We start from the raw sequence: 14,507 nt of genomic DNA on the forward strand, positions 1-14,507 counted from the left end.
CCGAGCGAAGCGGTGGCATGACCGGGCGGAGCGAGGGGGCGGCATGACCGGAAAGGAACTCGGGGCGGGCGGTCAGTTGCGGTTCGGGTACGGGACGAACGGGTTCGCCAACCACCGGCTGCCCGACGCCCTCGCCGTCATCGCCGACCTGGGCTACGCCGGGGTGGCGCTCACCCTCGACCACGACCATCTCGACCCGTTCGCGCCCGATCTCGCCCGGCAGGTCGCCGAGGTCGCCGACCGGCTGCGCGACCTCGAACTCGCGGTGGTGATCGAGACCGGCGCCCGCTACCTGCTCGACCCGTGGCGCAAGCACGCGCCGACCCTGCTGCACGACGACCGGTACCTGCGGTTGCAGTTCCTGCGCCGGGCGGTGGCGATCGGCGCGGACCTCGGCGCCGAGGCGGTGTCGTTCTGGGCCGGCGTACGACCGTCCGAGGTGGACGAACGGCTGGCCTGGGAGCGGCTGGTCGACGGCTGCGGGCAGATGGTGGAGGTGGCGGCCGGGGCGGGCGTACCGCTGGGGTTCGAGCCGGAGCCCGGGATGCTGGTGGAGGACATCGCCGGCTGGCGGGCCCTGCGCGCCGCCCTCGGCGATCCGGCCGGCTTCGGCATCACCCTCGACATCGGACACTGCCGGTGCCTGGAGCCGGACCCGGTGCCGGACTGCGTCGCCGCCGTCGCCGACCACCTGGTGAACGTGCAGATCGACGACATGCGGCGGGGCGAGCACGAGCACCTGGAGTTCGGCACCGGCGAGATCGACTTCCCGCCGGTGCTCGGGGCGCTGGCCGACGCCGGCTACCACGGCCTGGTCGCCGTGGAACTGCCCCGGCACTCGCACGCGGCGCCGTCGGTCGCCACCCGGTCGATCGAGTTCCTGCGCCGGGCCGAACGTGCCGCCGGCATCCCGCGCCGGCCCGCCGAAACCGCCGGCGCCGCCCGGGGCCGGCCCGCGAGGGCGGTCTGGGCCGGCGCGGCGGCCCTGGAAGGAGAGCGGTGATGGATCTCGACGACCTGCGGTCCGCGCTCGCCGGTACGGCCGGCGGCGGCTGGCTGGCGGAGGCGCTGGACCGGATCGCCGGCGAGCCCGGCGCGGTGGGACGGCTGTTCGCCGCCGCCGGCCGCCGGGTCGGCCGGACACCGTTGACCGCCGGCTGGAGTGCCGACGAGGCGGCCCGCGCGCTGCTGCTGGCCGCGCTCCCCGCCGACCTGGTCGCGGAGCGGGCCGAAACCCTCTACCGGTTCGGCGACGCCGCCGAGAAACGGGCGGTGCTGAAGGCGCTGCCGCTGCTGCCGGTCGGTGCCGCCGCCGTACCGCTGCTGCACGACGCGATCCGCACCAACGACGCCCGGCTGGTCGCCGCCGCCGTCGGCCCGTACGCCCGGCACCTGGACCGGGCGGCGTGGCGGCAGGCGGTGCTGAAGTGCGTGTTCATGGGGCTGCCGCTCGCGGTCGTGGACGACCTCGACGCCCGGGCCGACGCCGAGCTGGCCGTGATGCTCGGCGGTCTGGTCGAGGAGCGCCGGGCCGCCGGCCGTGAGGTCGCCGCCGACGCGGTCGACCTGCTGGCCCGGCTCACCGCCGGCGCACCCGCCGGTGGTCCGGCCGGCACCGACGCAAGGAATGAGGCGTGATGCGTATCTTCGACCCGCACATCCACATGACGTCGCGCACCACCGACGACTACCGGGCGATGGCCGCGGCCGGGGTCCGGGCGGTCGTCGAGCCGGCGTTCTGGCTCGGCCAGCCGCGTACGAACCCCGGCTCGTTCGCCGACTACTTCGACTCGCTGATCGGCTGGGAGCCGTACCGGGCCGGACAGTTCGGCATCCGGCACCACGCCACGATCGCGCTGAACCCCAAGGAGGCCAACGACCCCCGCTGCCGGCCGGTGCTCGACCTGCTGCCGCGCTACCTCGACAAGGACGGCGTGGTCGCGGTGGGGGAGATCGGCTACGACTCGATGACGCCGGAGGAGGACGAGGCGTTCGCCGCCCAGCTCGCCCTGGCCGTCGAGTACGAGCTGCCGGCGCTGGTGCACACCCCGCACCGGGACAAGGCGCGCGGCACCGAACGGACCCTCGCCGTCGTCGCCGAGTCCGGTATCGGGCCCGGACGGGTGGTCGTCGACCACCTCAACGAGGTCACCGTCGCGGCCGTCCACGACGCCGGCTGCTGGATGGGCTTCTCGATCTATCCCGAGACCAAGATGTCGCCGCCCCGCATGGTCGAGATCCTCAAGGAACACGGGCTGGACCGGATGCTGGTCAACTCGGCCGCCGACTGGGGGCACTCCGACCCGCTGCTGACCCGGGCCACCGGCGAGGCGATGCTCGCCGCCGGGTTCACCGACGACGACGTCGACAAGGTGCTGTGGCGCAACCCGGTCGAGTTCTACGGCCAGTCCGGGCGGCTCGACCTGTCCGACCTCGGTCCGGCCGCGGACACCTTCGAGGGCAGCTCCATCAAGCGCGGCGGAAGCTGATGAGGCTGCGGCACGGCGACGGCCAGACCGTCCATCTCGGATACTGCACGAACGTGCACCCGGCGCAGGACCTCGACGGGATCGTGGCCCAACTCGACACGTACGCGCTGCCGGTGCGCGAACGGCTCGGCACCGACCTGCTCGGGCTGGGCCTGTGGCTGGCCGCGCCGGTCGCCGCCGAACTGGCCGCCGAGCCCAGGCTGCGCCGCCGGTTGCGGCACGAACTCGACGTACGCGGGCTGGAGGTGGTGACGCTCAACGGCTTCCCGTACGCCTCGTTCCAGGACCCGGTGGTCAAGTACGCCGTCTACCACCCGGACTGGACCACCCCGGACCGGCTGGCGTACACCCTGGACCTGGCCCGGGTGCTGGCCGACCTGCTGCCCGACGACGCGGCCCGGGGCTCGATCTCGACCCTGCCGCTGGCGTGGCGCGAGCCGTGGGACGCCGGGCGGGCCGACGCCTGCGCGCGTAACCTCGACGCGCTCGCCGCCGGGCTGGCCGGGCTGGCCGCCGACACCGGACGCACCGTCCGGGTGGCGTTCGAGCCCGAACCGGGCTGCGTGGTGGAGACCACCGCCGACGCCGTACGGCAACTGTGCGCGGTGGACACCGAGTGGCTGGGGGTCTGCGTCGACCTGGCCCACCTCGCCTGCGCCTGGGAGGAGCCGGCCGCCGCGCTGGCCGCCCTGCGCGCCGCCGGCCTGCCGGTGGTCAAGGTGCAGGTGTCGGCGGCGCTGGGTGCGGCGACGCCGGACCGGCACGCCGACGTGCTGCGTGACTACGTCGAGCCGCGCTTCCTGCACCAGACCCGTGGTGCCGGCGGCGGCGCCACCGACGACCTCGACGAGGCGCTGGACGCCGGCCTGCCCGGCCCCTGGCGGGTGCACTACCACGTGCCGCTGCACGCCGCCCCGGCGGCGCCGCTGACCGCCACCGTGCCGGTGCTGCGCGAGGCGTTGCGCGAGCTGGTCGGCGGGGCGGCGGCCGGCTGCGACCACCTCGACGTCGAGACGTACACCTGGGGGGTGCTGCCGGCGGCGCACCGTCCCGGGACCCCCGACCAGCTTGCCGCCGGCATCGCCGCGGAGCTGGCCTTCGCCCGCGACGAACTGCTCGCGCTGGGCCTTTCCACACCGTCCGACACCCCCAGATCCCAGGAGGTGACCGCGTGAAGCCACTGCTCGTCCTCGACGTGGTGGGCCTGACGCCCCGGTTACTCGACCACATGCCCCGGCTGTCGGCGGTCGCCGACGCGGGGTTCCGGGCCTCGCTCGGCACCGTGCTGCCGGCCGTCACCTGCTCGGTGCAGTCGACGTTCCTGACCGGCGAGCCGCCGTCCGGGCACGGGATCGTCGGCAACGGCTGGTACTTCCGTGACCTCGGCGAGGTCTTCCTGTGGCGGCAGCACAACGCGCTGGTCGGCGGCGACAAGCTCTGGCACGCCGCGCGCCGGGTCGAACCGGGCTACACGGTCGCCAACGTCTGCTGGTGGTATGCGATGGGCGCCGACGTCAACTGGACCGTCACCCCGCGCCCGGTCTACCACGCCGACGGCCGCAAGGACCCGGACTGCTACACCGATCCGCCGGAACTGCACGACGCGCTGACCGGCCGGCTCGGCACGTTCCCGCTCTTCAGCTACTGGGGCGCGAACGCCGGCATCACCTCGACGGCCTGGATCACCAAGGCGACCATGCAGATCATGGCGGACCACTCGCCGGACCTGACCCTGGCCTACCTGCCGCACCTCGACTACGACCTGCAACGGTTCGGCCCGTCGGCGCCGCAGGCGGCGGCCGCCGCCGCCGAACTCGACGCCACCGTCGGCCCGCTGATCGACGCCGCGACCGCCCGGGGCGCCACGGTCGTCGCGCTGTCCGAGTACGGCATCACCGACGCGTCGCGGCCGGTCGACGTCAACCGGCTGCTGCGCGCCGAGGGGCTGCTCCGGGTCTACACCCAGGCCGGGATGGAGTACCTCGACCCGTGGACGTCGCGGGCGTTCGCCGTCGCCGACCACCAGGTGGCCCACGTCTACGTCCGCGACCCGGCCGACGTACCGGTGGTGGCGAAGCTGCTCGGCGGGCTGGCCGGGGTCGCCGAGGTGCTCGACCGGGACGGCCAGAAGACGTACGGGCTGGACCACGAGCGTTCCGGCGAGCTGGTCCTGGTCGCCGAGCCGGACGCCTGGTTCACCTACTACTACTGGCTCGACGACGCCCGGGCCCCGGACTTCGCCCGGCTGGTGGAGATCCACCGCAAGCCCGGGTACGACCCGGCCGAGCTGTTCTTCGACCCGGCCAATCCGGGCGCGGCGAAGGGCCGGGCCGCGCTCGCCCTGTTGCGCAAGAAGACCGGCATGCGCTACCTGATGAACGTGGTCGGGCTGGACGCCGGTGCGCGGGCGGTCCGCGGCTCGCACGGGCGGCTGCCCGCCGACCCGCTCGACGGGCCGGTGCTGCTCTGCTCCGACCCGGCCGCCGCCCGGGACCACTTCGCCGCGACCGACGTCAAGGGGCTGCTGCTGCACCTGGCCGGGCTGGGCGACCCACCGGCGGTGGGGACGAGGTGATCCGATGACGATCGAACTGGTGCGCGACACCGACCTCGACGAGTTGCGGGCCCGCTGCGACCTCGCGCTCGCCGGCTATCTGGACCGGCAGGACGCGGACTGGCCGGACGGCGCACCCCGTGGGGTGTTCGACACCCTGCGCCGTTTCGTGCTGGCCGGTGGCAAGCGGCTGCGGCCGCTGTTCTGCTACTGGGGCTGGCGGGGGGCCGGCGAGCCCGACCGGCCCGAGATCGTGTCGGCGGCGGCCGCGCTGGAACTGTTCCACGCGTTCGCGCTGATCCACGACGACATCATGGACGGCAGCGACCAGCGGCGCGGCGAACCGTCGGTGCACCAGCTCTTCGCTGACCTGCACACCCGGCTGTCGTGGCGGGGCGACCCCGGCGCGTACGGCCGCAGCGCGGCGCTGCTCTGCGGCGACCTCTGCGCCGCGTGGGCGGACCAGATGTTCCACGAGTCGGGGCTGCCCGCCGAGCGGATCCACGACGGGTACGCCGTCTACTGCGCGATGCGGACCGAGGTGATCGCCGGCCAGTACCTGGACCTGGTGTCCGGGGTCGGGGACGGCTCGGTGGCCAGCGCGCTGACGGTGATCCGGATGAAGGCGGCCCGCTACACCGTGACCCGGCCGCTGCAGATCGGGGCGGGGCTGGCCGGCGCCGGCCCCGAACTGCTCGACGCGTACGCCGCGTTCGGCGATCCGCTCGGTGACGCCTTCCAGTTGCGCGACGACGTGCTCGGCGTCTTCGGCGACCCGGCGGTGACCGGAAAGTCCGTACTGGATGATCTGCGGGAGGGCAAGCCGACGGTGATGATGGCACTGGCCCGCGACAGCGCCGACCGGGCCCAGGCGGCCCGGCTGCGGGTGCTGTTCGGCAACCCGCAACTGGACGCCGAGGGCGCGGCCGAATTGCGCACGATCATCGTCGAGACGGGCGCGCTGGACCGGATCGAGCAGATGATCAAGGTGTACGGCGACGCCGCGCTCGCGGCCCTCGCCGACGCCCCGGTGGCCGCCGAGGCGCGGGCCGCACTGGCCGCGTTGGCCCACTCCGTGGTCGACCGCCAGCGGTGACGCCGGTGGCCGGGACGGGCGCCCGGCGCGGCCGTGGCCAGGCCGTCGCCGCGGGCTGCTGCGACGGATGTCGGAGCAGGTCAGCGGCGGTTTCCGACACCTGCACAACCCTGATATCGAAGGCTCTGAGCCGCCGTTCGATCGATGTCTCCGGCACTTGGTCACAGGGTGGTGGACTTTCGTCCGGCACGTCTGGCGCAACAACTTGTTCATGACCTAGCGTCCCTGCGCAGGGGACGGTGATCTCGACCGTGGGGACTGCCGCGGTCCTGGCGAAACGCCCCGTTCAAAGGGAGGCACAGTGGTCATCCACGATCTGGGCGCGGCTAATCTCGATCAATACGATCGACATGGCCCCATTTCAAATCTGGATGGCAGGGAATCACCGCTGCGGCCCGTACCGCGCCAGCGGTCCGGTCGCGAGCCGGTGACCCGGCCCGAGCACGAGGCCGGCTGGCGCCCGCTGCGGATCGCGATGATCGGACAGAAGGGCATGCCGGCGACGTACGGCGGGATCGAACGCCACGTCGAGGAGTTGGCGAGCCGCCTGGTCGGCCTCGGCCACGAGGTGACCGTCTACTGCCGGCCGAGCTACGGCTCGGTGCCGATGGACGCCTACCGGGGCGTACGACTGCGCCAGGTCCGCACGATCGCCAGCAAGCACCTCGACGCGATCGTGCACTCGACCACCTCCACCCTCGCCGCCATCGGCGACCGGCCGGACATCGTGCACTACCACGGGCTCGGCCCCGGCCTGGTCGCCCCGCTGCCGCGCTACCTGTCCCGGGCCCGGGTGGTGCTCACCGTGCACGGCCTGGACAACCAGCGGGCGAAATGGGGCAGGCTGGCGCGTACGGTGCTGGACACGGCGCACTGGTTCAGCGGGCACGTACCCAACGAACGGGTCACCGTCTCGCGTGGCCTGGCCGCCCACTACGACACCCACTTCGGCGCCTCCGCCCGCTACATCGCCAACGGGGTGACCGCCGGCCGGCGGCTTCCCGCCCGTCAGATCACCGCCCGTTTCGGACTGACGCCGGACGGTTACCTGCTGCTGGTCGGCAGGCTGGTCCCGGAGAAGGCCGCCGATCTGCTCGTCCGGGCGTTCCGCCGGATCCAGACCGACCTCAAGCTGGCGATCGTCGGCGGCTCGTCGTTCTCCGACGACTTCGTCGCCCGGCTGCGCGCCGAGGCCGACGGCGACCCGCGCGTGGTGTTCACCGGGTTCGCGTACGGCGACCTGCTCGCCGAGCTGTACAGCAACGCCGCCGCCTTCGTGCAGCCGTCCCGGCTGGAAGGGCTGCCGCTGACCCTGCTGGAGGCCGCCTCGTACGACCTGCCGGTCGTCGCCAGCGACATCGCGCCGCACGTCGAGGTGCTCGAACACGACGGACCCGGCCGCCGGCTCTTCGCCGACGGCGACGAGGAGGGCCTGGTCGCCGCGCTGACCCGACTGGTGGCCGACCCGGCGGCCGAACGCGTCGGCGCCCGCGACCTGGGCGACCGGGTACGTGCCGAGTACACCTGGGACGGCGCCGCCCGCGAACTCGAACGGCTGTACCTCGACCTCGCCCGCCCGGTACGCCGCCGGGGCCGCGCGACCCGTTCGGCGGCCGGAGCCGGCACCGCCGGGTGACCCGTTCGAAGTGGGCAGGGTCGGCATATCGGCCCATTATCGGACGCAGCCCGGCCGGGATAGGTTGATTCGGCTTTGGTGGCACGACAGGTGTGGAGCCGATGAACGAGGGCGACCGGCAGGCCCTGCGGGGGGCGCCCGGCGGTGATCCGCCGTCCGGGGCCGCTCCGGCGCGCCCGGCCCCGTCCGGCACCGACCCCGGCCGCGTCGACCGGACGGGCCACCCCGCCCGCGCCGGCCGATCCGGCGACTCCGGTCGTCCCGGGCGGACCGGCACGGTGCTGACCGGGCTCGCCGCGCTGGCCGCCGCGGCGACCGCCGTGGTGGCCGGACTGTCCATGGCCGGCGGCGACCGGATGGGTGTGGTCCTGCCGCTGGCCGCGGTCACCGGGCTGCTGGTGGCGGCGCTCGCGGTCACCCGCTTCGCCGCGTACGTCCTGCTGATGCTCGCCGTCCGCTCCTGCGTCGACCTGTTCAAGCTCAGCGGCCCGACGGCCGGCCGGGCCGGCGGCGGCGAAGCGACCCGGGCGATGGACCCGTCCACCCTGCTCGCGGTCCTCTTCCTGCTCGCCGCCGGGCTCTGGCTCGCCGCCCAGCTTCGCCGTAACGGCCGGCTGCGCGGCTCCCCGCTCGGCCTGGCCATGCTGCTGGTCGGCGCGACCTGCCTCATCAGCGCCCTGGGCGCCGGCCAGCGGACGGCCAGCCTGCTGGAGGCGCTGCGGATCCTGACCGTGGTCGTCATGTTCGTGGTGCTCGAACAGCTCATCCCGGACACCCGGGTGGCCCGCCGGGTGCTGCTCGCCTGCTACGCCTCGCTGGTCCTGGCGCTGGGCTACACCGTGGTCATGTCGCTCGCCGGCCAGCCGCCGTCGGAGGTCAAGGGCAGCTTCACCCGGATCAGCGGGCCGTTCAGCCAGTCGACCACGTTCGGCCGCTACCTGATGTTCCTGGTCATCTTCGGCTTCGGCATCCACCGTTTCCTCGGCCGCCGGTCGCGGGTCGCGCTGACCGTGCTGCTCACCGCCTCGCTCGGCTTCCTGCTGCTGACCAACACCCGCAGCGCCATCCTCGGCGCCGCGATCGGGCTGGTCGTGGTCGCCGTACTGCACCGCAGCCGGAAGATGCTCGTCGGGCTGGTCGTGGTCGCCGTCGCCGGGGTGGCGCTGCTGCCGGCGGTCGGCGAACGGTTCGCCCAGATCACGCAGGCCCGGTCGGTCGGCGGCGGACCGACCGGCAACACGCTGGAATGGCGGGTCGCCTACTGGACCGACATCGTCACGCTGGCCAACCGCAACCCGGTCACCGGCATCGGCCCGAACATGACCCAGCGGGAGACCGCCGAGGCGAAGAAGCCGCACAACGACTTCCTGCGGGCGTACGTCGAGACCGGGGTGCTCGGCCTGCTCGCCTATCTCGCCATGATCGTGCTGATCCTGCACACCGCCCGGCAGGCGCTGCGGCGGGCGCCCCCGGGCAGCCTCGACCGGGGGATCGCGGTCGGCTTCGCCGGCTGCGCCGTGGCGTTCGTCGCGGTGAGCGCCGCGTCCAACGTCATCTCCAACGTGGTCACCCTGTGGTACCTGTTCGCCTTCGCCGCCGCGGCGAGCGCCGTCGCCCGTACCCCGGCGGGTGCCGCGCCGGCCACCGGTCCGGGCGTACCGGCGCTGGCCGGGCGCGGCGGCGCAACGTCAACCTGAGAACGCACATCCGAGTGGGGAGCGCAAGCGTGGAGATCGTCGACTACCTGCGGGTGGCCCGTCGGCGGCTGTGGATCCTGGTCGCCGTACCGGTGGTCGCGACCGGGGCGGCGGCGGCCATCGTGCTGCTCGCCCCGCAGCAGTACGTCGGCACCGCCTACGTCGCGGCGCCCGCGCTCGTCGGCGGCAGCGCCGCCCAGCAGTACACCGGTACCCAGGCCGCCAACCAGTTCGTGGCCTCGTTCGCCGCGGCCGCCACCTCGCCCCGGGTCGTCGAGCAGGTCTCGGCCGACACCGGCGTACGGCCGGCGGCCCTGCGCGACGGCATCGCCGTCGACCAGGTCGGCGCGAGCAGCCAGCTCGAGCTGTCCTACACGGCGCCGAACCGGGCGACCGTCGTACCGGTGCTGGAGTCGACCACCCGGCGGGCCCTGACGTTCCTCTTCTCCTCCCAGGTCGCGATCGCCACCCAGCAGGTCGAGGCGGCCCGGGCCGACGTCGCCGCGGCGACGACCGCGATCACCGAGTGGGAGAAGGAGAACAAGGTCTCCCAGCCGGACAAGATCTACCAGTCCACCCTCAACGAGCTGGCCACCCTTCGGCAGCAGCAGCTCTCCATGCAGGCGGTCGGCAACGGCCGGGGGGCCAGCGCGGCCGCGTCGGCCATCGCCGCCGGGCAGAAGCGGCTCGACGAGATCGGCCCGAAGCTGCCGGACTACCAGGCACTGCTGGCCCAGCGGGACGCCGCGACCAGCGCCCTGGCCCGGGCCCGCGAGGCGCTGCAGGGCGCCAACGCCCAGCTCCAGGCCGCCGACCCGGCCCAGGCGACCAGCATCAGCGAGGCCGCCCCGGTGTCGCGGATGCGCGGCCTGGTCGGCACCGCCCTGCCGGTCGGCGCGGCCGGCCTGCTCGTCGCGGTCGTCCTGGTCGCCCTGCTGGAGCTGCTCTCCCGCCAGCGCACCACCCCGGCCCCCGCCGCGGCCACCCCGGCGACCGCTCCCGCCGGCGAACCGGAGGCCGGCGCGCCCCGGCCGGCCACCGGCCGCGTCGCCGGCGGCCCGCTGCGGTCGGTACCGCTCGGCAAGACGGAGGGACCCGCCGTACCCGGCGCCCGCCGGCCGGTCGCCGACGACGACACCGTCACCCTGCCCGCCATCGGCTCGGCCGGCACCACCCCACCGGGCCGGCGCGGACCGAACCGGTGACCGCCGCCCCGGCCGCCCCGGCCGGCACCCCGAACGACCCGGCCGACTCCGGCGACCGGCACATCCGCGGCATCGCCCGGGGCGGCAGCCTCAACCTGGTCGGCGCGCTCCTCAGCCAGGGCGCCGTCTTCCTGATCATGCTGCTGCTGGCCCGTAGTCTCGGCATGACCGAGGTCGGCCGCTACGCCCAGGGCTACGCCATGCTGTCCCTGCTCGGGCTGCTGTCGCTGTCCGGCTTCCGGGCCGGGCTGACCCGCTTCGTCGCCGTACACCTCGCCGACGACGACCCGGCCACCATCCGCGGCACGATCCGGCTCGGGCTGGGCATCTCGGCGGTGTCGTCGACGGTGATCGCCGTCGGGCTCGCCGCCACCGCGCCCTGGCTGGCCCGGATGCTCAACGACCCGGAACTCACCACCCCGCTGCGGCTGGTCGCGCTCACCCTGCCCGCGCTGACCATCTGCGAGGCGGCGCTCGCCGCCACCCGGGGCTGGCGTACGCAGCGGCCGTACACACTGATCGGTCAGATCTACGAGCCGGGCGCCCGGCTGGCGCTCACCGCCCTCGCCCTCGTCCTCGGCGGCGGGGTGATCGGCGCCTTCTGGGCGCTGGTCGGCGCCGCCTGGTCGGCCGCCGCGCTCGCGGTGCTGGCGCTGGCCGGGATGCTGCGCAAGGTGGCGCCCGCCGAACCGGCCTACCGGCCCCGGCAACTGTTCAGCTTCTCCACGGTGAGCTGGGTGTCGTCGCTGTCGTCGACCGGCCTGATCTGGGTCGACACGCTGCTGCTCGGCTTCTTCGGCAGCGACGAGATCGGCGTCTACAACGTCGCGACCCGGCTGGTCACCGTCGCCATCTTCGTGCTCGCGCCGATCAACGCGGCGTTCGGGCCGTACATCGCCTACCTCTACCACCAGGGCCGCCTCGACGACGTACGGCGCAGCTACGGCGCGGTCACCGGCTGGATCGTCCGGCTGTCGCTGCCGGCGTTCGTCGCGCTGCTGGTCTTCCCGACCGACCTGCTGCGCATCTTCGGCGGCGACTTCACCACCGGCGCCGCCGTCACCATGATCCTCGCCGCCGGGCAGCTGGTGAACGCCGCCACCGGCCCGTGCGGCACGCTGCTGAACATGTCGGGCCGGGTGGCCGTCAACATGTACGACAACCTCGCCGCCCTGGTCCTCAACATCGGACTCAACATCTGGCTCATCCCGGCGTACGGCATCGTCGGCGCGGCCGCCTCGTGGGCCGCCTCGCTGGCCGCGGTCAACATCGCCCGGGTGATCCAGGTACGCGGTCTGATCCAGGCCCTGCCGTTCACCACGGGCATGGCGAAGGGGCTGGCCGCCGGGGTGGCCGCCCTGCTGGCCGGGCTCGTCGTGCGGTGGCTGCTGCCCGGCGGCCCGGTCCAGCTCACCGTCGGGCTCGCCGCCGTCGTGGCGACCTACCTCGGGGCGGTCCTCGCCCTCGGGCTCAGCCGGGAGGACGTCATGGTGCTGCGTACCCTGATCCGCCGCCGCCGTAGGGAGGCCACCGCGTGAGTTCCTCGCGATCTTGCAGATATCTCCCCCTTATGTCCACTTTGTCGGGCGACAAGTGCAAGATCGCGGGAGGAGGGGCGTGACGGCGCGGCGCGGCGTCGTGGACCTGGCGCGGTGGGGGGTGCGGGGGGCGCGGGCGTACGCGCGGGCGGCGGTGCCCGGTGCGGTCGGCGCGCTGCCCGACTTCCTCGTCATCGGCGGCCAGCGCTGCGGCACCACCTCGCTCTACCACTACCTCGCCGCACACCCGCGAATCCGCACCGGCACCGGCAAGGAGCTGCAGTACTTCACCCTGCACCACCGGCGCGGCACCCGCTGGTACCGGGCCCACTTCCCGCGCACCGGTCCCGGCGAGCACACCTTCGAGGCCAGCCCCTACTACCTCTTCCACCCGGAGGTGCCGGCCCGGGTCGCCGCGGCCCTGCCCGAAGCCCGGTTCGTCGCCCTGCTGCGCGACCCGGTCGAGCGGGCCTACTCGCACTACCTGCACACCCGCTCGTACGGAGCCGAGCCGCTGGACTTCGCCGCCGCACTGGCCGCCGAGCCGGACCGGCTGGCGGCGGCGCTGCGCGCCGGCCCGGACAGCCGTACGGCGCACGCCGCGCTGCGCAACCACTCGTACGCCGCCCGGGGCCGCTACGCCGAACAGCTCGAACGGTGGTTCGCGGCGGTGCCCCGCGAACGGGTGCTGGTGCTGCGCAGCGAGGACCTCTACGCCGAGCCGGCCCGCGTCTACGCCGACGTGCTGCGGTTCCTCGACCTCGACCCGTACACGCCGGACGGGTTCGCCCGACACACCCGCCGTGTCGACCGTGGCGAGTCCGGCCTCACCGACGCGGTCCGCGCCGAGCTGGCCGGGCACTTCGCACCGCACAACGCCCGACTCGCCGACCTCCTCGGCTGGTCGTCGACCTGGTGACCGGCGGCCAGACCGGCGGCCACCAGGTGTGACGTCAGCGGGCCGGCTGGTAGTCGCCGGTCAGCCGGCCGAGCTTCAACGCCAGGTGCAGGCAGAGCCGCTCGTTGCCGTCCTTCAGGTCGGTCTCGGCGAGCTGCTCCACCCGCTGCAGCCGGTAGTAGAGCGTGGTGCGGTGCAGCCGGAGCCGCTCCGCCGTGGCGTGCGCGTTGCCGGCCAGGTCCAGATAGGCCTCCAGGGTCTCCAGCAGCACCTGGTTGGTCTCGTCGCGCAGCAGCCGCTCCAGGCCGGGATGCACCCCGCCGACGTCCAGGTGCTGGTCGCCGAGGCGGGTCAGCACCCGGTAGATCCCCAGGTTGGACCAGGCGACGACCCGGCCCAGCGCGGAGAGCTGCACACCGACGCGGGCCGACTGCAACGCCTCGTCGTACGAGCCGAGCCCTTCGGCCAGCTCGTCGTAGGTCTGTCCGATGCCGACGACCGTACGGGTGATCGAGGCCAGCCCCCGGGTGGTGTTCTGCAACGCTTCGTCGAGGTGGGTGGCGGCGGCCTCCGGCGCGGGGCGGCCGGCACCGTTCGCCCCGCACATCAGCAGCACGCCGTGGTCGTGCCGGATCAGGTGCAGGGCGGCCCGGGTGCCGATCCACCGGCGGGTGTGCACCAGCGCCTGTTCCAGGGCGATCCGGCCGACCTCGTCGGGCGGCTGCCCGCCCGGGGTGACCAGGTGGGCCACCAGGGCGGTGGTCGGCCCGTCGGCGGCGATCACGCCCTCCTCCAGCAGCGCCCGTACTGCGTGGGCGCGTGACGTGGGCGCGTCGACGAGCAGCGTCCGGGCCGCCTCGGTCTCCCGCTGCGAGGCGAGCTCGCCGAGCAGGTTCTCCCGGTAGAGCGCCAGCGACAGGTCGGCGGTCGCCTCGCTGGCCAGTTTGATGTCGTCGTCGGTCATCGTGCCCTCGGCGTCGATGAACCACACGAAGCCCAACAGCAGGTCGTCGTGGCAGATCGGCAGGCAGACCCGGGGGAGCAGGTCGAGTTCCGGGCAGGCCGGGGTACGGACCGGGGTCCGGGACTGGAGCACGCCGGCCTGCCGGAACCAGGCGATCACCTCCGGCGTCGTCTGCCGCCGCAGGATCGAGGCCCGGCGTACGGTGTCCATCGGCTCGGCGTGTTCGCTGTAGACCACCACCCGCTGGCGCCGGTCCTCGATCAGCGCCGGCCGGCCGACGCGCGCGGCGAGTCCGTCGACGATGGTTTGCAGCTCGGCCAGCATCCAGCTCCCCGCGTTCGTGCCAAGTTCAGACGTTTAACATTTCGCTGATCTTGTCCCGGCGCAAGTCCTCGACCCGACAGAAGTTCTGTCCGGCCCGCTGTGTCTC

12 protein-coding genes are annotated in these 14,507 nt (G+C 73.8%); 11 read left to right on the forward strand and 1 reads right to left on the reverse strand.

Features of this window, described 5'->3' with window-relative positions:
* Window positions 1-43 precede the first annotated feature (43 nt).
* The 11 genes from AB0M79_RS07595 to AB0M79_RS07645 all read left to right on the forward strand — a co-directional run bounded on the left by AB0M79_RS07595 (window position 44) and on the right by AB0M79_RS07645 (window position 13,134).
* Window positions 44-1,003, forward strand: coding sequence for a sugar phosphate isomerase/epimerase family protein (locus AB0M79_RS07595; protein ID WP_364209123.1), 960 nt, complete (start codon window positions 44-46; stop codon window positions 1,001-1,003).
* A complete protein-coding gene (locus AB0M79_RS07600; RefSeq protein ID WP_364209126.1) occupies window positions 1,003-1,638 on the forward strand; it encodes an EboA domain-containing protein in 636 nt (211 codons plus the stop codon). Before AB0M79_RS07595 ends, AB0M79_RS07600 begins: the two co-directional genes overlap by 1 nt.
* Window positions 1,638-2,489: a TatD family hydrolase gene (locus AB0M79_RS07605; protein WP_364209128.1), complete on the forward strand. Its 852-nt coding sequence runs from the start codon at window positions 1,638-1,640 to the stop codon at window positions 2,487-2,489. The genes AB0M79_RS07600 and AB0M79_RS07605 overlap by 1 nt, the downstream gene beginning before the upstream one ends.
* On the forward strand, window positions 2,489-3,664 hold the full coding sequence (gene eboE / locus AB0M79_RS07610; protein WP_364209131.1) for a metabolite traffic protein EboE: 1,176 nt from the start codon (window positions 2,489-2,491) through the stop codon (window positions 3,662-3,664). Before AB0M79_RS07605 ends, eboE begins: the two co-directional genes overlap by 1 nt.
* On the forward strand, window positions 3,661-5,064 hold the full coding sequence (locus AB0M79_RS07615; RefSeq protein WP_364209134.1) for a nucleotide pyrophosphatase/phosphodiesterase family protein: 1,404 nt from the start codon (window positions 3,661-3,663) through the stop codon (window positions 5,062-5,064). The genes eboE and AB0M79_RS07615 overlap by 4 nt, the downstream gene beginning before the upstream one ends.
* Window positions 5,065-5,068: 4 nt before the next feature.
* Window positions 5,069-6,139: a polyprenyl synthetase family protein gene (locus tag AB0M79_RS07620; protein ID WP_364209137.1), complete on the forward strand. Its 1,071-nt coding sequence runs from the start codon at window positions 5,069-5,071 to the stop codon at window positions 6,137-6,139.
* A 427-nt stretch (window positions 6,140-6,566) separates the two neighbouring features.
* Entirely contained in the window at window positions 6,567-7,775 is a 1,209-nt protein-coding gene (locus AB0M79_RS07625) for a glycosyltransferase family 4 protein (protein ID WP_364209140.1), read from the forward strand.
* Window positions 7,776-7,876: 101 nt separating this feature from the next.
* A complete protein-coding gene (locus AB0M79_RS07630) occupies window positions 7,877-9,472 on the forward strand; it encodes an O-antigen ligase family protein (RefSeq protein WP_364209143.1) in 1,596 nt (531 codons plus the stop codon).
* Window positions 9,473-9,501: 29 nt separating this feature from the next.
* Window positions 9,502-10,677: a Wzz/FepE/Etk N-terminal domain-containing protein gene (locus AB0M79_RS07635; RefSeq protein ID WP_364209145.1), complete on the forward strand. Its 1,176-nt coding sequence runs from the start codon at window positions 9,502-9,504 to the stop codon at window positions 10,675-10,677.
* Window positions 10,674-12,215, forward strand: a complete 1,542-nt coding sequence (locus AB0M79_RS07640; protein WP_364209148.1) for an oligosaccharide flippase family protein — start codon at window positions 10,674-10,676, stop codon at window positions 12,213-12,215. Before AB0M79_RS07635 ends, AB0M79_RS07640 begins: the two co-directional genes overlap by 4 nt.
* A gap of 79 nt (window positions 12,216-12,294) precedes the next feature.
* Entirely contained in the window at window positions 12,295-13,134 is an 840-nt protein-coding gene (locus AB0M79_RS07645; RefSeq protein ID WP_364209150.1) for a sulfotransferase, read from the forward strand.
* 34 nt (window positions 13,135-13,168) lie between these two features.
* On the opposite strand, the gene AB0M79_RS07650 is transcribed toward AB0M79_RS07645, so the two are convergent.
* Window positions 13,169-14,401, reverse strand: coding sequence for a helix-turn-helix domain-containing protein (locus AB0M79_RS07650; RefSeq protein WP_364209153.1), 1,233 nt, complete (start codon window positions 14,399-14,401; stop codon window positions 13,169-13,171).
* Between the last annotated feature and the right edge of the window lie 106 nt (window positions 14,402-14,507).

It is taken from the genome of Polymorphospora sp. NPDC051019, assembly GCF_040683055.1.
GTDB classification, from domain to species: Bacteria; Actinomycetota; Actinomycetes; order Mycobacteriales; family Micromonosporaceae; genus Polymorphospora; species Polymorphospora lycopeni.

Coding starts and splice junctions, on each gene's coding strand:
- AB0M79_RS07630 (WP_364209143.1), top strand. CDS start 7,877: ATGAACGAGGGCGACCGGCAGGCCCTGCGGGGGGCGCCCGGCGGTGAT.
- eboE (WP_364209131.1), top strand. CDS start 2,489: ATGAGGCTGCGGCACGGCGACGGCCAGACCGTCCATCTCGGATACTGC.
- AB0M79_RS07605 (WP_364209128.1), top strand. CDS start 1,638: ATGCGTATCTTCGACCCGCACATCCACATGACGTCGCGCACCACCGAC.
- AB0M79_RS07650 (WP_364209153.1), bottom strand. CDS start 14,401: ATGCTGGCCGAGCTGCAAACCATCGTCGACGGACTCGCCGCGCGCGTC.
- AB0M79_RS07620 (WP_364209137.1), top strand. CDS start 5,069: ATGACGATCGAACTGGTGCGCGACACCGACCTCGACGAGTTGCGGGCC.
- AB0M79_RS07595 (WP_364209123.1), top strand. CDS start 44: ATGACCGGAAAGGAACTCGGGGCGGGCGGTCAGTTGCGGTTCGGGTAC.
- AB0M79_RS07600 (WP_364209126.1), top strand. CDS start 1,003: ATGGATCTCGACGACCTGCGGTCCGCGCTCGCCGGTACGGCCGGCGGC.